At 71.9% G+C, this 20,580-nt stretch carries 21 protein-coding genes; 13 read left to right on the forward strand and 8 right to left on the reverse strand.

Translation table 11 applies throughout. The annotated features are described in order from the left end of the window. Positions 1–175 precede the first annotated feature (175 nt). Entirely contained in the window at positions 176–583 is a 408-nt protein-coding gene (locus tag OG386_RS39730; RefSeq protein WP_328792184.1) for a hypothetical protein, read from the forward strand. Between the two features lie 93 nt (positions 584–676). Then, positions 677–1,318 carry a GNAT family N-acetyltransferase gene (locus OG386_RS39735; RefSeq protein ID WP_328792185.1) on the forward strand — a complete coding sequence of 214 codons (642 nt, stop codon included), beginning with the start codon at positions 677–679 and terminating at the stop codon, positions 1,316–1,318. A 34-nt stretch (positions 1,319–1,352) separates the two neighbouring features. Here the strand turns inward: OG386_RS39735 and OG386_RS39740 are convergent, their stop codons facing one another. The 5 genes from OG386_RS39740 to OG386_RS39760 all read right to left on the reverse strand — a co-directional run bounded on the left by OG386_RS39740 (position 1,353) and on the right by OG386_RS39760 (position 6,966). Then, positions 1,353–2,261: an Imm49 family immunity protein gene (locus OG386_RS39740; protein WP_328792186.1), complete on the reverse strand. Its 909-nt coding sequence runs from the start codon at positions 2,259–2,261 to the stop codon at positions 1,353–1,355. Positions 2,262–2,669: 408 nt separating this feature from the next. Next, positions 2,670–4,379 carry a serine/threonine-protein kinase gene (locus tag OG386_RS39745; RefSeq protein WP_328792187.1) on the reverse strand — a complete coding sequence of 570 codons (1,710 nt, stop codon included), beginning with the start codon at positions 4,377–4,379 and terminating at the stop codon, positions 2,670–2,672. Between the two features lie 215 nt (positions 4,380–4,594). After that, complete coding sequence (locus OG386_RS39750) at positions 4,595–4,846, reverse strand: EF-hand domain-containing protein (RefSeq protein WP_030387800.1); 252 nt, start codon at positions 4,844–4,846, stop codon at positions 4,595–4,597. A gap of 155 nt (positions 4,847–5,001) precedes the next feature. After that, positions 5,002–5,553, reverse strand: a complete 552-nt coding sequence (locus OG386_RS39755) for a rhodanese-like domain-containing protein (RefSeq protein ID WP_328793520.1) — start codon at positions 5,551–5,553, stop codon at positions 5,002–5,004. A 186-nt stretch (positions 5,554–5,739) separates the two neighbouring features. Continuing rightward, positions 5,740–6,966: a cytochrome P450 gene (locus OG386_RS39760; protein WP_328792188.1), complete on the reverse strand. Its 1,227-nt coding sequence runs from the start codon at positions 6,964–6,966 to the stop codon at positions 5,740–5,742. 271 nt (positions 6,967–7,237) lie between these two features. Here OG386_RS39760 and OG386_RS39765 point away from each other — a divergent pair, with 271 nt between their 5' ends. The 9 genes from OG386_RS39765 to OG386_RS39805 all read left to right on the forward strand — a co-directional run bounded on the left by OG386_RS39765 (position 7,238) and on the right by OG386_RS39805 (position 14,849). Further along, positions 7,238–7,903 carry a molybdopterin-dependent oxidoreductase gene (locus OG386_RS39765; protein WP_327388769.1) on the forward strand — a complete coding sequence of 222 codons (666 nt, stop codon included), beginning with the start codon at positions 7,238–7,240 and terminating at the stop codon, positions 7,901–7,903. Beyond that, positions 7,845–8,525 (forward strand): cytochrome b/b6 domain-containing protein, encoded by a 681-nt coding sequence (locus tag OG386_RS39770; RefSeq protein WP_328792189.1) that lies wholly within the window; start codon positions 7,845–7,847, stop codon positions 8,523–8,525. The genes OG386_RS39765 and OG386_RS39770 overlap by 59 nt, the downstream gene beginning before the upstream one ends. A gap of 77 nt (positions 8,526–8,602) precedes the next feature. Then, positions 8,603–8,992: a GntR family transcriptional regulator gene (locus tag OG386_RS39775; RefSeq protein WP_328792190.1), complete on the forward strand. Its 390-nt coding sequence runs from the start codon at positions 8,603–8,605 to the stop codon at positions 8,990–8,992. Beyond that, complete coding sequence (locus OG386_RS39780) at positions 8,989–9,876, forward strand: ABC transporter ATP-binding protein (RefSeq protein WP_328792191.1); 888 nt, start codon at positions 8,989–8,991, stop codon at positions 9,874–9,876. Before OG386_RS39775 ends, OG386_RS39780 begins: the two co-directional genes overlap by 4 nt. After that, the gene (locus OG386_RS39785; protein ID WP_328792192.1) at positions 9,873–10,805 is read left to right on the forward strand and encodes an ABC transporter permease; all 933 of its coding nucleotides are present in this window, start codon (positions 9,873–9,875) and stop codon (positions 10,803–10,805) included. Before OG386_RS39780 ends, OG386_RS39785 begins: the two co-directional genes overlap by 4 nt. Positions 10,806–10,892: 87 nt before the next feature. Beyond that, positions 10,893–12,245, forward strand: coding sequence for an MFS transporter (locus OG386_RS39790; RefSeq protein WP_328792193.1), 1,353 nt, complete (start codon positions 10,893–10,895; stop codon positions 12,243–12,245). Between the two features lie 5 nt (positions 12,246–12,250). Continuing rightward, the gene (locus OG386_RS39795; RefSeq protein ID WP_328793521.1) at positions 12,251–13,537 is read left to right on the forward strand and encodes an anhydro-N-acetylmuramic acid kinase; all 1,287 of its coding nucleotides are present in this window, start codon (positions 12,251–12,253) and stop codon (positions 13,535–13,537) included. A 9-nt stretch (positions 13,538–13,546) separates the two neighbouring features. Continuing rightward, complete coding sequence (locus OG386_RS39800; RefSeq protein ID WP_328792194.1) at positions 13,547–14,263, forward strand: helix-turn-helix transcriptional regulator; 717 nt, start codon at positions 13,547–13,549, stop codon at positions 14,261–14,263. Positions 14,264–14,294: 31 nt separating this feature from the next. After that, positions 14,295–14,849: a DUF3291 domain-containing protein gene (locus OG386_RS39805; protein WP_328792195.1), complete on the forward strand. Its 555-nt coding sequence runs from the start codon at positions 14,295–14,297 to the stop codon at positions 14,847–14,849. Here OG386_RS39805 and OG386_RS47070 read toward each other — a convergent pair. From OG386_RS47070 to OG386_RS39820, 3 genes are all read right to left on the reverse strand, one after another. Further along, positions 14,846–15,154, reverse strand: a complete 309-nt coding sequence (locus tag OG386_RS47070) for a transposase (protein WP_443053270.1) — start codon at positions 15,152–15,154, stop codon at positions 14,846–14,848. The two genes, OG386_RS39805 and OG386_RS47070, sit on opposite strands and share 4 nt — an antisense overlap. Positions 15,155–15,181: 27 nt before the next feature. Further along, a complete protein-coding gene (locus OG386_RS39815; protein WP_328792196.1) occupies positions 15,182–17,212 on the reverse strand; it encodes a spermidine synthase in 2,031 nt (676 codons plus the stop codon). Positions 17,213–17,347: 135 nt separating this feature from the next. Continuing rightward, entirely contained in the window at positions 17,348–18,076 is a 729-nt protein-coding gene (locus OG386_RS39820; protein WP_328792197.1) for an SCO6745 family protein, read from the reverse strand. Between the two features lie 79 nt (positions 18,077–18,155). Between OG386_RS39820 and OG386_RS39825 the strand changes: the two genes are divergently transcribed. Then, positions 18,156–19,073, forward strand: a complete 918-nt coding sequence (locus tag OG386_RS39825) for a LysR substrate-binding domain-containing protein (RefSeq protein ID WP_328792198.1) — start codon at positions 18,156–18,158, stop codon at positions 19,071–19,073. Positions 19,074–19,351: 278 nt separating this feature from the next. Beyond that, positions 19,352–20,536, forward strand: a complete 1,185-nt coding sequence (locus tag OG386_RS39830) for an IS701 family transposase (RefSeq protein WP_328793132.1) — start codon at positions 19,352–19,354, stop codon at positions 20,534–20,536. Positions 20,537–20,580 lie beyond the last annotated feature (44 nt).

Below are 20,580 nucleotides of genomic sequence, written 5' to 3' on the forward strand. Positions count from 1 at the left end.
GCGCCTCCTCCTGGCAGGTCCGGCGGCCCTCGCTGCCGTGCTGCTCGTCGCACCCGCCCCGGCCCGGCCCGGGTGCACGCCGCCGTGCCGGCGCCGCCCACGAGTTCGGCCGCGCGCTCGGGCTGTGCCACAAGTCGGGCAGCGGCAAGAACGCGGTGCGGTCCGAGGCCAGGCCGTGGCCGTCGTCGAGGCCGTCGAGAACACCAGCTACTGGGAGGACGGGGGCAGCGCCTACCCGACGACCCGGGTGAAGACCCCGGAACCCCTCAAGGGCGAGTTCGGCGACGTCCTCCAGGCCGCACGGGGCGTGAAGAACGGCGGCACCCCGGGCCGGTACGCCACGGAGGACCCGGACCGCCATGCGGTGCTGGAGCCCGGCCGCCGGTACGTCATCGCGGTCCAGTCCGGATCGACGGCGGGCGCTGCGGGCGCGGCAGGCGCCGAGGCGTGGGCGTGGTACGCCGGGCCGGCCCGACGGGGCGTTGCCGGGGAACGGGAGCACTGGCAGGAGGCCCTGACGGCCAGGACGGCCCGGAGGGTGACGCGGGGTGAAGTGCGGGGCCCCCGCAGGAGCCACTTCTAGGGACATCTATAGTTAGGGCACCCTAACTTTCGGGTCGTGCGAGTGCTCCCCGCCCTCGCCGGTCCTTGCCGACCGAGCAGAAACGGAACCTGTATGAGACCCGAGTCCACCCCCCTCGATTCCCCGCGCGCGGACGTCCTGACCGAGACCGTCGAGGGCTTCGGCACGGTCCGCTTCACCCCGGTCGACCCCGTAGCCGACTCCGCCGTGCTGCACTCCTGGGTCGTCGAGGAACGCGCGCAGTTCTGGGGCATGAACGGCGCCAGCAGGGAACTGGTCCAGGAGATCTACGAGGACGTGGACCGCCGCGACACGCACCACGCGTACATGGTCCGGCTGGACGACGAGCCCGTGGCGCTCTTCCAGACGTACGAGCCGACCGAGGACCGGGTGAGCTACTGCTACGAGGCGCGCGAGGGCGACATCGGCGTCCATCTGATGCTGGCCCCGGCGACGGGCCGGCCCCGGCCCGGATTCAGCAGGACACTGATCGGGTCGCTCATCCGGTTCACCTTCCGCGACCAGGCCGTCCTGCGCGCGGTGGCCGAACCCGACGCCTCCAACGCCAAGGCGCTCGCCCTGCTGAACCGGCTCGGCTTCGTCCGACAGGGCGAGATCACCCTCCCGGAGATCGACCTGCCCGAGGTGTACCTCCCGGAGAAGCGCGCCGTGCTCGCGTTCCTCGACCGCCCCGCCGTACTCCCGGCCGCCGTGGCGGCCGTCCACCACGGCTAGGCCGTCCCGCAGCGGCGCCCCTGACCGGTCGCCCCTACTGGCCCGGGGCGCCCAGCAGGCCCGCCGGCAGGTAGCCGGAGCGCACGTCCAGCTCCCAGCCGTGTGCCTGTACGGCGAGGGCGGCCAGGGCGACGGCCGTGACCGGCAGCAGCGTCCTCGGCGCGGCATCCGGACCGGCGCCGTCGCGGTGTTCGAGGAGACGGTTGGTCAGGGCCTGCTCGAACGCGGGCTGGTCGTCGTCGAGGAGCACGCGCAGCAGCCGCTGGTCGGCGGTCAGCGCGCCCGCCCCGTCGAGCCGCGCGGCGGCCGCGGCGCGCTCCTCCGCGTCGGGTTTGCGCAGGGGCGGCACCCCGGACGCGACCCAGGGCGACCTGGCCGTCTCCACCAGGTGGAGGTAGGCGCAGAGCGTGTCCATCTCGGCGAGCTCAGCCGGGTCGGAGACCGAGCTCAGGGACGAGTGGGGCAGTCCGGCGTGGAACATCGGCGCGTAGTCCGTCTTCAGCAGGGGACCGATCACCCGGGCCTGTTCCCAGACGAGTCCGGTGATCACGCTCAGGGCGAAGGCGTCCACCCAGACCTGCGCCGTGGGCGCCTGGTCGACCGCGTCGCCGAAGGCGAAGTCCTCGCTGCTGAGCTCCTCGCCGATGAGGGGGAAGAAGACCTCGTAGTCCCCGCCGGGGTACGTTCCGAGCGTCAGGACACCGAGCGCGCACTCCGCCGCCGTCCGCAGGACCAACCGGCCCTGTGCGCCCTCCAGTTGCGGATCCTGGAGGGTGAGGGCGCCGACGTGGTCCAGGAGCTCGGCGCCCGTCTCCTGAATGCCCTTGATGGACAGGTTGTCGTAGCGCAGTCTGTGCCAGCGGCCGAAGGTCCGCCCGTCGATGTCCTCCAGGGCTTGACCCGTCCGGTCCTCGCCGACCTCGTGACGCGCTATTTCCCGCACGGTTGACACCTTCCTCGTTGCCGATCTTCAAGACCCATCTTCTCCGATGCGGCGGCCCGTTGTGCGCGGCCGGGGGCGGGTGTCGAACCGAAGGCACCGCCCGAAGGCACCACGACCGCGAACTCCTACGCGACCCAGCAGTAGACGCCCCGGCCCTGACGGCGGCGATCCGCGGCTCGCCGGCTTCGACGAGTTCCTCGAAGCCGCCGCCGGCGAGGAGGCCCTCCCGCTCGACGACGGCCCCCTCGGGATCGACGTTGCCGAAGGAGACCGACTCGAACGCCCGTCCCGGGCCGGTCTGCAGGACCAGAGCGGCCGCGGTGTCGTCCGGTGCCACGAGCAACGTGATGACGGTGCTCGCCCGGGCGTCATGCCGGACCGGCCGATCCCGCGATCGGCCCGCAGGTTCTAGTCCTTCGCCGCGGCCCCGGCATTGCGCCAGACCGTCAGGTCGACGGTGATGAACCGGGTCTCTTCCTTGACGCCCGACCTACCGCGGAAGGTCGCCAGCGTGATGTGACCGGCCTTGCTCAGCACGCAGACCTGCGACCCGTCCGTGAGTTGGTCGAGGCCGATCTTCTCGGTGAAGCGGGTCACGGCGCGGCAGGTTTCCAGCGAGCCCTTCTCGGAGTTGTTCAGCAGGACGAGCTTGCCGTTCGCGGTGCCGAACTTCTCGTCCCCGAACAGGGTGTCCCGGTAGTAGAAGAGGTCGGCGTGCCCGTAGAGCACCCCGGCGCCGGTCGGCTCCTCGGCCGGGCGCGGCGGGTTGTCGGCGAACATCACCTGGTGGTTCTGGGGCACCTCGATGCCCTGGTACGAGACCGGCTGCGGGTCGGGCCGCTTCTGTGAGGCGCCCGACGCCTTGTCGCCGCCGCCCTTGTCGGAGCCGTCAGGCAGCAGGGACCCGAGGACGACCAGCCCGACGACCGCCGCCGCGACCGCCCCGATGACGATCAGTCCCGTCCGCTTGGGGCGCGGTGGGCCGGACGGACCGGGAACGAAGGCCTGGGTGTGGAACGCCGGGGGCGTGCTGTAGCCCGGGGCGTACGAGGGCTGCGGGTACGAAGGCGGCGGGTACGAAGACGGCGCGTACGGGGGCGGCGTCCGGGAACCCGGCGGCACGACACCCGGAGCCGGAGCTGTCTGCGTCGGCGCGGCGGCGGCCACCTCGGTCGGCGTGTACCCGGGCGCACCCGGAGCCGGAGCCGGAGCCGGCAGCCGTAGCCGCTCGGTGAGGGAACCGGCGACGTCCCGCGGCAGCCAGTCCTCGCCCTGGCGCAGCGGGACCTCCGAGGCCGCGTTGCACAGCTCGATGATCTCGGTCAGGGTCGGCCGGTCGCCGGGGTCGCGGCTGAGGCAGCGGGTCACGACCGGCCGCAGCTGCTCCGGCAGGGCGCTGAGGTCGGGGTCCTCGTGCACGATGCGGTAGAGCACCGCGTGCGAGGGCCCGTCGCCGAAGACGGACGCTCCGATCGCCGTGAAGGCCGCGATCTGCCCGAGGGCGAAGACGTCGGTGGCCGGGGTGACGGCGCCGGCCGAGGCCTGTTCGGGCGCCATGAACGCCGGGGTGCCGACGCTGACGCCGGTACTCGTCAGGGCCGTGGAGTCGGCGGCCCGGGCGATGCCGAAGTCGATGACGCGCGGCCCGTCGGAGGCGAGCAGTACGTTGGCGGGCTTCAGGTCCCGGTGGACGATGCCCGCACCGTGGATGACGTGCAGCGCCTCGGCGACCCCGACGGTCAGCAGCAGCACGCTGCGCACCGGCAGCGCGCCGTGCCGGGCCACGGCGTGGGCGAGCGAGGGGCCCGGCACGTAGGCCGTGGCCAGCCAGGGCAGGGCGCCCTCGGTGTCCGAGTCGATGACCGGTGCGGTGTAGAGCCCCTGGACCCGTTCCGCGGCCCGTACCTCCTGCTGGAAGCGCCGCCGGAACTCGGGGTTCTCGCCGAACTCGGGCCGGATCACCTTGAGTGCGATGGGCCGGCCGCCCGGCGTGTACGAGAGGTAGACCTTGCCCATGCCGCCGGAGCCCAGCACGGCCGCCAGGCGGTAGCCGCCCACGACGGCCGGGTCGTCCGCCCGGAGCGGCTGGAAGAAGTCGGCGGAAGGTGCGCTGCCCATGGGGACCCATCTCTGGTTGCGGCGGTCCAGCACCTTCCGGCGCCACGAAGTCAACCGCGAGGGTACCCAATGCCGGGACCGGTCCCGCGCCGGAGCGCTCGGCCGAATACGGGAGTTGACGGCTCGGGCCGAGGCGCCCGGGCCCGGGGCGCCGGGCACCGCGGCGCCGGGGACCGCGAGGGCGCTCCGCTACGGCCCCGGCCGCGGACGTGCCGCTACCAGCCGAAGCGTCGGTTGACCACGGCCGCGAACTCCTCGAACGTCAGCACGCGGTCGCCGTTCTGGTCGGCCGCGTCGAACAGCGCGGACGATTCGTGGGTGTCCCCGACGCCCCAGAAGGGGATGGCTCCCTGCGCCGCGAGGGTCGGGCCCTTGGAGCGCAGGGCACCGATGACCTCGGCGCGGGTCAGGGTGCCGTCCTGGTCGAGGTCGAGGGCGTCGAACAGGCGCCGGGCCTTCTCACTCATCACGTGGTCCTCTCAGCGGTACGCGCACCGTCTCTCGGGCGGAGCGTCCTGTACGTGAGGACGTCGTGGGTCCCCGCGGGGTTGCTCCGCCGGTCCCGGTCCCGGTCCCGGTCTGAGTGTCGGTGTCGGCGGGGGCGGGGCGGAGCAGGGAGCGCTCACGGGTGGCTCCCGGCCCCCCGGCGGTTGAAGGACAGCCTGCCGAGTACGACCGCCATCCCGCAGGTATGGGTGAGCGCGGAGAAGACCAGGCCGCCCCCGATCGCCGCGGACAGCAGCGCGAGGGCGGGGTGGAAGAACAGCCCGAGGGCCAGCCCGAGCAGCACACCGACGCCCGCGGTGAAGCGGACCTGGCGTTCCATCGCCCAGACGGCCCGCTTCCGGGAGCCGTCGGGATACTCGAGGACGTGGCCCTCGGCGGTCCAGGCCTGCGTGCCGCCCGTGAGGCTCGACGCGGGGACGCCACGGGAGACCAGGGTTCCGGCGGCGCTCTCCGAACGGGCACCGGAAGCGCACACCACGAGCAGGGGCCTGTGTTCCGCGGCACTCCGCAGCTCCGGCAGGCTCCGTGCGAGTCGGTCGAGGGGGACGTTGACGGCGTCGGGCAGGTGGCCGGACGCGAACTCGGCCGGAGTGCGGACGTCGACGACGGTCAGCTCGGACAGCCGTGGGTGCGCCTGGCTGACGTCGAGGGGGGTGGGAACACTCATGGCGGACCGGTCCTTGGCGGAGGGGGAGGAAGGCGCGGCGAAGGACGCCGTGGCCATGCCGGGGATGCTAGGTACCGCGGGACGCCCCGACCAGGGGCGCGCGAACCCCGCCACGGGACCGCCACACTCCGGCAACAGCACGCAACAAGCGACCGGGCCCGCCCTCGTCCTGCGCCCGGCGCCGCGTCACCAGGTGACGTACAGGTCCTGCGGTGAGCGGTGGATCAGCGTGGGCCGCATCTGCGGCCGTGGACGGTCCCGGTCCAGTCGTAGCTCCGGCATGCGACGGACGAACAGGTCGAGGGTCAGGCGGAGCTGATCGCGGGCCAGTTGGGAGCCGGGGCAGCCGTGGGTCCCGTACCCGAAGGCGAGGTGCTGCCGGTTCCCGGGCCGGGTGATGTCGAACTCTCCGGCTCGCTCGTACCGTCGCCCATCGCGGTTGGCCGAGCCGAACGCCACCAGTACGGTGGCCGCCGCGGGCAGCTTCGTCCCGGCGAGCGTCACCGGCCGGGTCGTGGTCCGCCGGAAGGCCTGGATGGCGGTGTCGTGGCGGACGGCCTCCTCCACCGCCGCCGGGACCAGGGACGGATCGGCACGGAGCGTCCGCCACTGCCGCCGGTCGCCGAGCAGGTGCAGCAGCATGGTGCCGATGAGGGCGCTCGTGGTGAGGAACCCGGCGATCAGCAGGTTCTGCAGGCTCGTCACCAGCTCGTGGCGCTGTTCGAGGGTGAGCTCGGCGTCACCGGGGGCCAGGGCGGCGACCATGGTCGAGCACATGTCGTCCCGGGGGCGCTCGCGCCGCTCGCGGACGTATCCGTCCAGCAGGTGCTGGAGCGCGACCACGTCCTCGGCGGCGGCCACCTGCCCCTCCGGCGACAGCGGGCGGAACAGCAGCTCCTCGGCCCGGTAGCCGCCGTGCACGGCCGCGGGCACGTCGGCGGGGTCCAGCCCGATCAGCCGTCCGACCACCATCCCGGGCAACCGCCGGGCGTACGCCTCCACCAGTTCCGCGGATCCGTCCGCCGCGAAGCCGTCGACCAGCTCCTCGGCGCAGGTCCGGGCGTACGGCAGGAGCGCTGCCACCCGGGAGGCGGACAGCCCCCGGTTCAGCGGGGCCCGGTGCCGCCGGTGGGCCGCGCCGTCGCTGGACACGACGGTGGGCCGGGGTCCGAACCCGCGCGGGAGGACGCCGAGCGCCGCCTCCGAGAGCGGTACGTCCGGCAGCAGGGAATTCGCCGAGGAGAAGTCCTCCGCGCGCAGCAGCACCTCCCGCACGTCCTGGTCGCGCGCCACCAGCCACGCGTCGAACTCGGGGACGTACATCAGCCCCTCGGTCCGGCGCGCCCGGTCGTAGAGCGGATAGGGGTCGCGGTACAGCTCGTCACGCCGTGCCTGGTCGTCGTGCCAAGCCACTGGGACCTCCGGATCACGGTCGGGACCGGGCGGGGCCACCGCCGTCGGTGACCTCCGGTGCGCCGGGTCATCCTGCCCGAAACCCGCCCGGCCCGGTAGGGCGCCTGCCGGGAGCCCGCCGCTGATCCGTCCCGCCCCTGATCTGTGACGGAAGTCTGACGTCGCCCCGGTTGGCCTGGTGTCCAGCACCCCGGGGTGCTGGAATCGAGGGGTGACGACAGACCACCCCGACTTCGAGGGCACCCCCGTCGGTCGCCGGCTGGTGCTCGGCATGCTCGGGCTCGGCGCCGGGGGCCTCGTCGCCGCACCGTACGTACAGCGCGGGATCGAGTCCTTCCTCGGGGCCGCCTCGGACAAGGACCCGACCGGGCTCACCGGGCTACTCCCCAACGGCGGTGGCTTCCGCTACTACTCGGTCGCCACGTCCGTACCGCGGAAGAACGAGCAGAACTACCGGCTCACCGTGGACGGTCTGGTCGAGCGCCCCGCGACGTACACCCTCGACGCCCTGCGCGCCCTGCCGCAGAACCGGGTCGTGCGGGACGTGCAGTGCGTCACCGGCTGGCGGGTCCCCGAGACGCCCTTCGCGGGCGTCAGGTTGTCCCTGTTGCTGGACGCCGCCGGAGTCAGCCCCGAGGCCAAGGCGGTCCGCTTCACCTGCTTCGACGGCACGTACAGCGAGAGCCTCACCCTCCCGCAGGCCAGGCGCGACGACGTGCTGGTCTGTCTGCAGATGCAGGACGAGCCGGTCAGCCACGCGCACGGCGGCCCGGTCCGGCTCTACGTCGCGCCGATGTACTTCTACAAGTCGGCGAAATGGCTCTCCGGGATCACCGTCACGTCCGAGGTGCGACCCGGCTACTGGGAGGAGCTCGGCTATGACGTCGATGCCTGGGTCGGCGGGTCCAACGGGCGCAGTGACACCCCCACCGTCTGAACCGGCCCGACGGGTTGCCAGGTTCACCCGCGCCGAGCGCTGGGTCCACCGCACGACCGCCGCACTGACCTTGCTGTGCGTGGCGACGGCTGCCGCTCTGTACGTACCGCAGCTCGCCGAACTGGTCGGCCGCAGGCACCTCGTGGTGACGGTCCACGAATGGGCCGGCATCCTGCTGCCCGTGCCGTTCCTCGCCGGTCTCGCCTCGCCCGCCTTCCGGGCCGATCTGCGCAGGCTGAACCGCTTCGGACCACACGACAGGAGGTGGCTGAGCGCGGTGCGCAGGCGCGACCGCCGGCGCGGGTCCCGGCCCGCGGGGAAGTTCAACGCCGGTCAGAAGATCTACGCGTCGTGGATCGCAGGCGCCGTCCTGGTGATGCTGGCGACCGGTCTGCTGATGTGGTTCACCCACCTGACACCGTTGATCTGGCGCACCAGTGCCACCTTCGTGCACGACTGGCTGGCCCTCGCCATAGGGGTGGTACTGGCCGGGCACATCAGGATGGCGCTCGCCGACCCGGAGGCGCGCAGGGGCATGCGTACCGGGTCCGTCGGGCGTCCGTGGGCGGAGCGGGAGCACCCGCTGTGGTTGAAGGACGGGACGAGGGACGAATCATCTTGATTCCAGGCTGAGTTGACAGCGGTCCCGTCCTTGCACCACCCTTTCACTACTTATCTAGTGAAAGGGTGGTGCAAGGCGTGCTGGAATACCGCATCGACCGGCGCAGCGGCATCGCCACGTACGTCCAGATCGTCCAGCAGACCAAACAGGCCCTGCGCCTGGGCCTGCTGAAGCCGGGCGACAAGCTGCCGACGGCGCGGGAGGTCGTGGAGGCCACCGCGATCAACCCGAACACCGTCCTCAAGGCCTACCGCGAACTGGAACGCGAAGGCCTCGTCGAGGCGAAGCGGGGGCTGGGCACCTTCATCCGCAAGTCCCTGGGTAGTGCCCCGGCCGAGTCCCCGCTGCACGGCGAACTCGCCGAATGGGCCCGGCGGGCCCGGGACGCCGGCTTGGAGCGCGACGACGTGGCCGCACTCTTCACATCCGTACTGGAACAACACTTCAAGGGGGACGGCGAAGCATGACAGAAACCGTGATCGAGGCGGAGGGCCTCGGGCTGCGCCACGGACGACGGGGAGGCTGGGCGCTGCGCGACTGCTCCTTCCGCCTCCCCGCAGGCCGGGTGTGCGCGCTCGTCGGGCCCAACGGCGCCGGGAAATCCTCCCTGTTAGGCCTCGTCGCGGGCCTCGCGCTCCCCACGGAGGGCACCGTGCGCACCGTGCCGCGCGAGACGCTCGCGTACGTCGGGCAGAACAAGCCCCTCTACCCGCAGTTCACCGTCGGCGAGACCCTGCGGATGGGACGCGAGCTCAACCCGGGGCGCTGGGACGCGGCGGCGGCGGAGCGGATCGTCGGGGCCGGGGGGCTCGACCCGCGTACCAAGGTCCGTACCCTCTCCGGCGGGCAGCGCACCCGCGTCGCCCTGGCCCTGGCCCTCGGCAAGCGCCCCGACCTGCTGCTCCTCGACGAGCCGATGGCCGACCTCGACCCGCTCGCCCGGCGCGAGCTCATGGGCACCCTGATGGCCGATGCCGCCGACAACGGCACCTCCCTGGTGATGTCCTCGCACATCCTGACCGAGCTGGAGGGTGCCTGCGACCACCTCCTGCTCGTCGACCGCGGCCGGATCCGCCTGAGCGGCTCCATCGACGTGGTGGGCGAGGCCCACCGGCTGCTCACCGGCCCCGCCACCGCCTCCGCCCGACTCGCCGCCCACACCGTCGTCGAGTCCCGTACGACCGGTCGCCGGCTCACCGCCCTCGTGCGGTTGCGGGGGCCCGTCGACGACGGGGTCTGGCAGACGGAACGCCCGACCCTGGAGGAGATCCTGCTCGGCCATCTGCGTTCCCCCGATGCCCCGTCCTTCACCACCGAGGACTCCCTCACCACGACGGGGGTGCGGGCATGAGCGGCACGATGCTGAAGGGCCCGTACTGGGTCGCCGCCCGCCAGCACCGGCGCGCGCTCTGGGCGGTGCCCACCGTCGTGGCCGTCGCCCTCGTCGCCGTGGTCGCCCTGCGCTGCTGGGCCGAGGGCCCGAACTCCGACCAGGCGGGCGAACCGTGGCCGAACAACGGCTACGAGCTGCTGCGCCTCCTCATGGGGCACGCGGGTGCGGGCCTGTTCTTCCTGCCCTTGCTGGTGGGGGCCTTCGTGGCCGGCCCGATGACGGCCCGCGAGCTGGAGAGCGGCACCTGGCGGCTCGCCCTCACCCAGTCGACCACCCCGAGGGCCTGGCTCGGCTCGAAGGTCCTGGTGGCGGCCGTCGTGTCGGTGCTCGGCTCGGTCGCCCTCACCGGGGTCTACCGTCTCGGCTGGGCGCGGGTGGCCGGCACCCACCAGCTCCACTGGGCGGACCGCGGGACGTACGAGGCCTCCGGCCCGGTGCTCGCCGCCTACTGCCTGCTCGGCGTGGCCCTCGGCGTGCTGGTCGGCCAGCTGGTCCGGCGGACGCTGGTGGCCGTGGCGCTCACCGGGATGCTCACCGGCCTGGTGCTGCTGGTCCTCGGTGCGCTGCGATGGTCGCTCCTCCCCGTGCAGTCCGGCACGGGGCCGCTGGAGGGGAACCCGTTGCAGCTCGTGCCGGCCTCCGCCCTGATCATGGACACCGGGCTGCTCACCTCCACGGGTGAGCGCCTGCCCGAGTACGCCTGCTTCGAGCGGACCCACGGTCAGGGCGTCTGCCCGCCGGACCTGGACGTCATCGGCTGGTACGCGGAGTTCCACCCGGTCTCGCACTACTGGCTGACGCAGCTCATCGAGAGCTCGCTGGTCCTGGCCCTGGCCGGCGTCGCCCTGTTCGCCGCCTTCCGGCTGGTGGGCGCCCGGCGCGCCTGAGTCCGCGACGGGCCGGGGCGGTGTGCGGTGTACGGCAGATGGCGGACGGCGCTTGTGGAGCCGTCCTGCGGTCAGCACGCTTGATCCATGACCACACCCGTCCCCGGTCCGGTGCGGCCTCCTGCGACGGTCCGGCCGGACGACGCGCGCCGGGCGCTGGTGGCGGGATCCGTCGGCAACTTCATCGAGTGGTACGAGTTCGGGATCTACGGTTACTTCGCCACCGTCATCGCGGCGCAGTTCTTCACCCCGGAGGGCGGCAGCGAGGTGGAGGGGCTCGTCAAGGCGTACGCGTCGTTCGCCCTGGCGTTCTTCTTCCGGCCGGTCGGGGCCGCGGTGTTCGGGCGGTTCGGCGACCGGGTGGGCCGCCGGCCCGCGCTCGTCGTGGTCGTCTCCCTGATGACCGGTGCCACGGCAATGATCGGTCTGTTGCCGACGTACGCCTCGATCGGCGCGGCCGCGCCGTGGATCCTGACGCTGCTGCGGATCCTGCAAGGGCTGTCGGCCGGAGGGGAGTTCGGCGGGGCGGTCTCGGTCATGACGGAATGCGCACCACCGGGCCGCCGGGGCCGGTACGGGGCCTGGCAGTCGTTCACGGTCGCGCTCGGCCTGCTGGCGGGCGCCGCCGTGGCGGTGCTCCTGGCGAGCGTACTGACCGCGTCGCAGCTGCACGGGTGGGGCTGGCGGGTGCCGTTCCTGCTGACCCTGCCGCTGGGGCTCGTCGCGCTGCGGTTGCGGTTGCGGCTGCCCCCGGACGAGCCGCCCTCGGCGCGACCGCCCGCCCTCGTGCCGGGCGGCCGCGCCGAGGGCGGTGCCGGGCCCGAAGGCGGTCCGCGGCCGCGTCCCGGGGAGACGGCCCGGGCCGTGGTGCTGGGCATCGGGCGGATGATGGGCTGGTCGGCGGCCGGCTACACCTTCCTGGTGGTCATGCCCTCCTACTTGCAGAGCACGCTCGGTACCACCTTCCAGCGGGCACTGCTCGGCACCGTCCTGGCGAACCTGGGGTTCGCCGCGTCGATCCTGCCCGCCGGCGGGCTGAGCGACCGGATCGGGCGGCGGACGGTGATGGTGGCGGGGGCCCTGCTGGTGACCGTGCTCGCGCTCCCTCTCCTGCACCTGGTGCAGGACCCGGGCGCGCCCGGGTACGCGAAGGGAGCGGCGCTGTTCGCCGCGGGCACCGGCGTCGGCCTGATGGCGGGGCCGGGGCCCGCGATGCTGGCCGAGATGTTCCCGGCCAGGGTGCGCTGCACCGGGCTCGGACTGGCGTACGCGCTGTCCAACGCCGTGTTCTCGGGCTGTGCGGGACTGATCATCACCGAGGTGGTCGAGCAGACCGGGAACGTCGACGTCCCCGGGTACTACGCCGCGGCGACCTGCGCGGTCAGCGTCGCCGCGCTGCTGACGCTGCGCGGCGACGACCACGATCGGGCGCTGCGGTGAGCGCGCTGTGCGTGGTCGGGCTGATGTCCGGCACGTCGTACGACGCGATCGACGCGGCCGCCGCCGACCTCTCCCTCGACGGCGACACGCTGGTGCTCACGCCCCTGGGGACGATCAGCACGGCCTACGACGACGATCTGCGGGCGGACCTGGCAGGGGCCCTGCCGCCCGCCCGGGCGGACCTGGCCACGGTGTGCCGGCTCGACACCCGCATCGGACAGGCCTTCGCCGCGGCGGCGGTGCGGGCGGACGAGGAGCTGTGCGGCGGACGGGCCGACCTGGTGGCGTCGCACGGGCAGACGGTCTTCCACTGGGCCGAGGACGGCCGGGTGCACGGCACGCTCCAGATCGGCGAGGCGGCCTGGATCGCCGAGGCGACCGGCCGGCCCGTCGTCTCCGGCTTCCGCCCCCGTGATGTGGCGGCCGGGGGGCAAGGTGCGCCGCTGGTCAGCATCGTCGACGTGATGTGGCTGCGGGGACGGCCCGGGGTGCCGGTCGCACTCAACCTGGGCGGGATCGGGAACGTGACGGTCCTACCGGGCGGGGCGCAGGGGATCGGGGGCGAACCGCTGGCCTTCGACACCGGCCCCGCCAACGCGCTGATCGACGCGGCGGTGCGCGCGCTGGCCGGGCACGACGCCTCGGGCCGGCCGTACGCGATGGACGCGGGAGGGTCGCTCGCCGCGCGGGGCGCGGTGCACCCGCCGCTGCTGCGCAGGCTGCTGGACGACCCGTACTACGCCCTACCCGCACCGAAGACGACGGGCAAGGAACACTTCCACCTGCCGTATCTGCGCTCGGCGCTGGACTCGTGCGGGCCGCTGCCCGCCGAGGACGTCGTCGCCACGCTGACCCGGCTCACGGCCCGGACCGTTGCCGACGCGATCAGACCCTTCGGAGCGACCGAGGTGATCGCGTCGGGCGGGGGAACGCGCAACCCGGTGCTCATGGACTGGCTGCGGGAGGAACTGGGCCCGGCCAGCGAGGTCGGCGCGGACGGCGCGGCTGGCGGGTGCGTGGTGCGGTCCTCGGACGAACTCGGCCTGCCTGCTGGGGCGAAGGAGGCGTACGCCTTCGCCGTTCTGGGCTGGCTCACCGCGCACGGTCTGCCGGGCACCGTCCCCGCGTGTACGGGCGCCCGGCACGCGAGCGTCCTCGGCTCGATCACGCCCGGCGGCCCGGGCCTGTGCCTGCCGCGGCCACCGGCCACGGCGCCGGTCCGCCTGGCCGTCGGCGGACGCACCGGCGAGGCCGGCTCTCGCCTTTCTATGTCCAATCTGCGTTGTTCCTAGAATGGTCGCGTGAAGGATATCGATGCGATCGCGATGTTGCAGGACCCGGTGCGGCGCCGCCTGTACGAGTACGTGGCGGCACAGGGTCGGGAAGTCGGCCGCAACGAGGCCGCCGAGGCCGCCGGGGTGGCGCGCACGCTCGCCGCGCACCACCTGGAAAGGCTGACCGAGGCCGGACTGTTGGAGAGCGGCAGCCGCCGCCTGACGGGTCGCTCGGGTCCGGGGGCCGGCCGTCCGGCCAAGGTGTACACGCGGGCGCGGGCCGAGCGGTCGGTGTCGTTGCCCGCCCGCGACTACCTCACCGCCGCCGAGTTGCTCGCCGAAGCCGCAGAGCAGGCCGGTCTGGACGCGGTGCTGCGCGCGGCCGCGGGTCGCAGGGGCGAGGCCCTGCGGGGTTCGGCGGCACCTTGTGCCGGACTCGAAGAGGCCGTGGAGATGTTGGCCGACCGCGGCTACGAACCGTACGTGGAAGGCGGCGAGGGCACCGAGGGCGCCCAGGACACCGCAGGTGCTGGGGCGGTGACCGGGGCGGGCCCGCGCGTCGTCCGCATGCGCAACTGCCCCTTCCACGCCGTCGCCGAACACTTCCCGCCGCTCGTCTGCGGCATGAACCTCGCCCTGCTGGAAGGGCTGTTCGGTACGGACGGTCCCGTCCGCCCCCGCATGGACGCCCGGCCCGGGGAGTGTTGCGTGGTGATCGAAAGTTCTAAAAACAACGGTGATTGACATAGAAAGGTGGTCGTGCTGGGATGAGGCCATGACCGCATCCGCGCACGCCTCCCACCTCGCCCAACTCAACGTCGCCACGCTCCTCCACCCCTTCGACGACCCGCGCATGGCGCCGTTCGTCGAGATGCTCGATCCGGTCAACGCCGCCGCCGACGGCGCGCCCGGCTTCGTGTGGCGCCTCGTCGAGGAGGGGGCGGCCGACGCCACCGGCCTGCGCCCGGCGGGGGAGGACGTCGTCGTCAACCTGTCGGTGTGGCAGACCCGGGAGGCCCTGTGGGACTTCTCCTACCGCAGCGGGCACCTTGAGGTGATGCGCCGGCGCCGCGAATGGTTCGAGCGGCACGTCCAGGCGCACCTGGTGCTCTGGTGGGTCCCCGCCGGGCACCGGCCGACCGTGGCCGAGGCCCTGGAACGGCTGGCCGACCTGCGGGTGCACGGGCCGTCCCCGCGCGCGTTCACCTTCGCCGCCGCGTACACCGCCGCCGAGGCCGCCCAGCACGCCCAGGCCGTGCCTCCGGCGCAGCCCGAGCGGGCCGCCCGGACCGCGAGCCCGGCTCCGTCCGGGGACACCGCAGCCGTCTAGGCCACCTGTTTCGGATCCTGTTTGCCGGGCGGAGCGGTGGCCGTGACCGGTTCCGCAGCGGGTGGGGCCAGGCGAGGTGGAGCACCTGGGCAGGAGAGGTCGCAGCTACGGGGTGCGCGAGATCGCCTCCTGCAGGGTCGATGCCGTGCACCACCTGCCGATGAGCGCACGTCCGCCTGCCGGGTTCCACTACGCCGCAGCCGGTTGTGGGCGCCCTTCCACGAGCCGAGGTGCTCGGGCAGGTCCATCCACGGCGTCCCGGTGCGGTACTTGAAGGCAATCGCGTCGATCACCTGGCGGTGCATCACGACTCCGTGACGCGCAACCAAAGATCACTTTGACGACAGACCCTCGTCGTCGTGGGCGGGCGCATCGTCCCGCACTGGTGTTGCCGTGCGCCCGACGAACCTCATGGCGACGCACGCCCCGAGGTACAGCAGGGCGGCGACCAGCAGCAACGCCTGATAGCCCGTCACCAGCGCCAGGTACTCCAGCGCGCCCCCGGTCAGTGCGCCCAACAGGTTCGCGCCGAACGCGGAGGTCGGGTCGGGGGCGAGCGCGAGGCGGTCCGAGAAGATGAGGTTGGCAAAGAAGATGGGGGCGAATGCCAGGGCGACGGCCGTGGCCAGCCGTGCGGCGAAGGGCAGCGAGAGCACGGCATCCGCCGGGGCGAGCCAGGCCACCGCGAGGGAGCCGAAGAGCAGGAGCTGCAGCAGTGGCTGTTTGACCCGCGGTAGGCGGCGCCGGACCTCGACCCCCGCGAGGACGGCGAGCAGGACGCCGATGAAGACGAGGGCGTTGACCAGCCAGGTCGTACCGAAGTAGAGCGCGAAGTTGATCACGTTCTTCGTTTCGAGCAGCATGAAGGCCGCACCCAGCAGGAACATGTCGGTGTAGCGGACCGTGTTCCGGAGGCGAACGCCGGCCAGGCGCACCGACGATACGGTCACCAGCAGGATCGCCCCCAGCACGCCCAGGTAGAGGGTGGGAATGTCCCGGCGGAACAGGTACGGGAAGGGGTGGTCATCGCTCGCGGCCGCCGGGACCGCGCCACTGGGCTGCCAGGTCTGCTTGCAGGACTGGTCTGCGGGCGTCATGCCGGCCATCAACACGGCCGCGTTCGTGCCGAACGGCGTCATGCAGGGGGCATGGCCGTAGATGTCTTCGAGGGTGCCGGCGAAGCGGTCGATCAGCCAGCTCGTCCGGTAGTAGTTGTACATGATGAACGCGCCGTTCGGCGCGAGGTGATCGCGCGCGGCTTCGAACGCCTGCCGGGTGAACAGGTAGCTCTCCAGACGTAGATTGCTCGCGCCGGACACCAGCGTCAGCGAGTCCGGCAGCGCCAGGACGACGAGGTCGTACTTGGTGTGCGTCCGCTCCAGGAAGGCCCGCCCGTCGTTGATGTGGACGTGCACCCGCGGGTCGTCGTACGGCTTCGCAGGGTGCAGCTGGGCGCCGATCTGCTGCAGCCGCGGATCGATCTCGACCGCGTCCACGCGTTCCGCTCCGTTGGCCAGTGCCACCGCGACGTCGTTGCCGTTGCCGGCCCCGATGACGAGGACGCGCTTGTGCGGGTTGGCGGGGGTCTGGTCGTAGGCCTGCCGGTAGAGCGAGTTCTCCTGCAACAGCGTGGGAAGCGGCATGATGAGCTGGTGCGGGATGCCGTTGACGGAGATCGAGTCGTCAAAGAGCTGGATCTTGTAGTACGGCGACCAGGAGGTGCCGGCCGTCGTCGTCTCCGAGAACAGGGCGAAGACCATCGCCGTGAGAGGGATGCCGTACCGCAGGATGTTGCGCCGTCCGCCGAGGATCAGCAGGGCCGCGGCGGCGAGTACGCCCCAAACGACCGACGGGGCACGCAGCCATGACAGCAGGGCGAACGACACCGAGCCGGTGAGACTGCCGAGCAGGTCGTAGCGGTAGGCGTCGAGCGGGGGCAGACGGCGGAAGAAGTCGGCGGTGATCTTGCCGATCACCATCATGATCACTGCGGTCAGCAGGAAGATGGCCGGCAGCGTCACCCACTCGGGGAAGCCGGTGGTGTTCACGGAGGTGAAGTAGATGATCTGGCTGCTGCTCTGACGCACCTGCACCGGATACTGGCGGACCAGGACCACGAGGAGCGCGAGCGGGACCGGTGCCCAGCGTTTGAGCCATTGCCCGCGGGCGGCGGGAATCAGGAACCCCAGGCCGACGCCGAGGAACGATCCCAGGAGGATGAAGTTCGAAAAGTAGCTGAGGTGGACGACGTTGGCGCCCGCCCATCTGATCAGCGCCAGCTCGACGAAGAGCATGGTGGCGCTGGCCAGCAGTAGCATCCAGCGTACCGAGTTGTCGGTTTGACTGGTTTTGGTCAGCTTCATGTGTGGTGAGACTGCCACTTCGGGCAGGGGGAGACGGGACGCCTTGCCGATCGGGCCCCGAGTCCGACGGGGCCCCTGCCGCTTCGGCCACGGTCAGGATGACGACGCCGCCGCTTCGGCGGAGCGGTCACGGAATCAGGGGGCGGTCAACGCGTTGACGAGCCGGGCGAACTCCGTACGTTGCCGGTCGGTCAGCGTGGCGTAGAGCGGCGCCTGCATCTCGTCGGTGAGATGCTCCGCACGTTGCAGTCGTGGGACCTGCGTCGCGGTAACGGGACGCGGCTCCTGCCAGCCGTAGTGGGTTGCCCGTTCGACACCGAGGTTGATGACCATGGCCTCCTGGCCGCTCAGCCCGCACAGGCGCACCGCGGCCAGATGGCAGGCGCCACGATGTTCCCGTAGTACGTGTATGCGCTGCATGGCTGCGCCCACCGGGTCGTTGCCGGGGCAGGGTTGCGCGCGCCAGCCGGCGAACAGGGGAAGGGCGTCGGTGTCGGCGTCGTCGATCAGTTGCTGTGCCAGGTGATTGAAGTGCTCCACATCGACGTCGCCGGGGATGTGGGCGCGCCCCCACGTCCGGAGGGCCCGTGCGTAGCAGGCGGCGGCCTCCTCTGCCGGCATCACGGGCCGTCCCGCCAGCCAGCCCGTGGTGACGAGGTGCGGGCCGAGGAAGCCCTGTACCGCTTGGACCACCGAGACCGGCGCCTCGCCGAGCACCCCGAACCGTCCGCGGCAGTAGAAGCCGCGCCCCGGGGCGAACCCGGCGCTCGCGCCGACGGCGGCCGTCGCCTCGTCGGACATGAACTCGTCACCGAAATCGTGGATGGGCCGGGCAACCGCGGAGATGCAGTCGAAGATTTCCATGCACTGAAGGTCACGCACATCGACTCAGCAGGTCAAGAGGATGTTTTCTGATGGAACCCTTTAGTTAATCTATCGGATCATGCTGGATATCCGCCGTCTGCACATGCTCAAGACCGTCGCCGCCCGCGGCTCGATCACCGCGGCCGCCCAGTCGCTGGCGCTGACCGCCGGGGCCGTATCCCAACAGCTGGCCACGCTCCAGCACGACGTGGGAGTCGACCTGCTGCGCCCCGACGGGCGAACCGTGGCACTGACGGAGGCGGGCCGAGTGCTCCTCGAACACGCCGACCGGATCTTCGCCGCCGTAGAGGAAGCCGAATGCGCCATCGCAGCGGCCAAAGGCACGGTCGGTACCACCGCCACGCTGGCCGCATTGCCCTCCACCGTCGCCAGGATCGTGGCCCCCGCGCTCACCGCACTGGGCACGCACCACCCGCAGCTCACCGTGACCTGCCTCGTCACCGACCAGGCGCAACTGCGGGAACTCACGCTCGGCACGGTCGACGTGGTGCTGGGCCAGCGGTATCACCACCTGCCCGACACCGCTCCCCGGGGCATCGACATCTCCCCGCTGCTCGACGATCCGCTGCTCGTCGTCACCGCGGCCGACCAAGCCGGAGAGGGGCCCATCGCCCTGCGCGACCTGGCCACGCACAGCCTCGCCGTACCACCGCCGGCCACGGACTGCGGACAGGCCATCCTGCGCGCCTGCCACCAGGCCGGTTTCACGCCCACGACGCGCTACGTCACCGCCGACATCGCCGCCCAACTCACCCTCGCACGGGCCGGCCTCGCCACCGCGCTCGTCCCCCGAACCGCCATCGACCCGGCCACACCAGGAATCCGCACGGCACCCATCGAGGACCACTCGATCCGGCGCCTCCTGTTCGCCGCGACCCGTCACACCGAGGCCTCGAACCCGACGACCGCGGCCGTCGTCGCGGCGCTGCTCGCAGCCGCGCGACAAGATCTCACCACACACCACCCGCCGGTCTAGGCCGGCTCTTCCGGATCTTGCCGGGCCCACGACGCCCGGCACCGCACCTGGTCCCCCAGACTCCGTCCGGGGGACCCCCGGGTTGTCGGGGCGCCCGAGTGCGTCCAGTACACGGCTCGTCCCTCCGCCTTGCCCTGCTTCCCCCGGGCCCTGGCGGACCTGGGGAGGCCCCGTGGCGCCGGACGCCGCGGGCTCGGCCGACAGGATCCGAAAGGGACGCCCTAGTACTGCAACGGTGTTTGCCGTGACGGTTGGGCAGGTGGATCGTTTGTCAGTTCATGGGTGGGGAACTTGCTGATGCCCGGTTGTGGGCTGGTGAACTGAAGGCTTTGCATGAGCGGTTTGTGCACCGTTTCTCCAGGTCAGAGCCGCGGGAGTCGGCTCTTGCCTATATGCAGGGGCTGATAGCTCCGTTGGAGCGGAAAAACGGTTGGACGCTCGCGGAGGAAGCGGGGCATGCGGGTCCAGATCGAATCCACCGGTTACTGAACCGGATCGACTGGGACGCGGACGAGGTCCTGGACGACGTGCGGGTCTACGTCGTCGAGCACCTCGGCGATCCGGAGGCGGTGCTGATCGTGGACGACACCGGGTTCCTAAAGAAGGGTGTCCGCTCGGCCGGGGTCCAGCGCCAGTACTCCGGAACCGCCGGTCGGACGGAGAACTCCCAGATCGGGGTATTCCTCGCCTATGCCAGCGGCCGGGGCCGCACGTTGATCGACCGGCGTCTGTATCTGCCCACGTCATGGACGGACGATCGGGAACGGTGCCGGGCCGCCGGCATCGATGACGCCATCGCCTTCGAGACGAAGGTGGTGATGGCCAAGGCCATGGTCCGCCGGGCGATCGCCGAGAAGATCCCGTTCCGCTGGGTGACCGCGGACGCCGCCTACGGCTTCTCCAAAGGCTGGCGCACCGAGCTCGAGCGGGCGGATGTCTTCCACGTCATGGCCACCACCCGGCATGACACCGTCGTTTCCCGCTGGGCCCTGGACCATCCCGTCCACGACCTGTTTCCCGGGCTGCCCCGGCAGAAATGGAAACGCCGTTCCTGCGGCGACGGCGCCCACGGCCCGAGGACCTACGACTGGGCCAGGGTGGAGGTCCGGCCCTGGCACCGCAAGGACCGCAAGCACTGGGTGATCGCCCGCCGAAGCATCCGCCGGCCCGAGGAGATCTCCTACTACATCGCCTACTGCCCAGCCGAAACCACACTCGACGACCTCATCCGTGTCGCGGGAAGCCGGTGGGCGGTCGAGGAATGCTTCCAGAGTGCGAAACAGGAGTGCGGCCTGGACGACTACCAGGTCCGCCGTTACGACGGCTGGCACCGCCACATGACCCTCGCGATGGCCGCCCACGCCTGCCTCACCGTCCTGAAGGCCCGCAAGGCTGACACAGGGAAAGCAGAAACGGATCCTCCCAGCTCATACCCCTCACCCTCCCCGAACTCCGACGCCTGATCCACCGCCTCACCCACCGCCGCCCAGCACCCATCGAGCACGTC

The sequence above is a fragment of the Streptomyces sp. NBC_00273 genome (assembly GCF_036178145.1).
Taxonomy (GTDB): domain Bacteria; phylum Actinomycetota; class Actinomycetes; order Streptomycetales; family Streptomycetaceae; genus Streptomyces.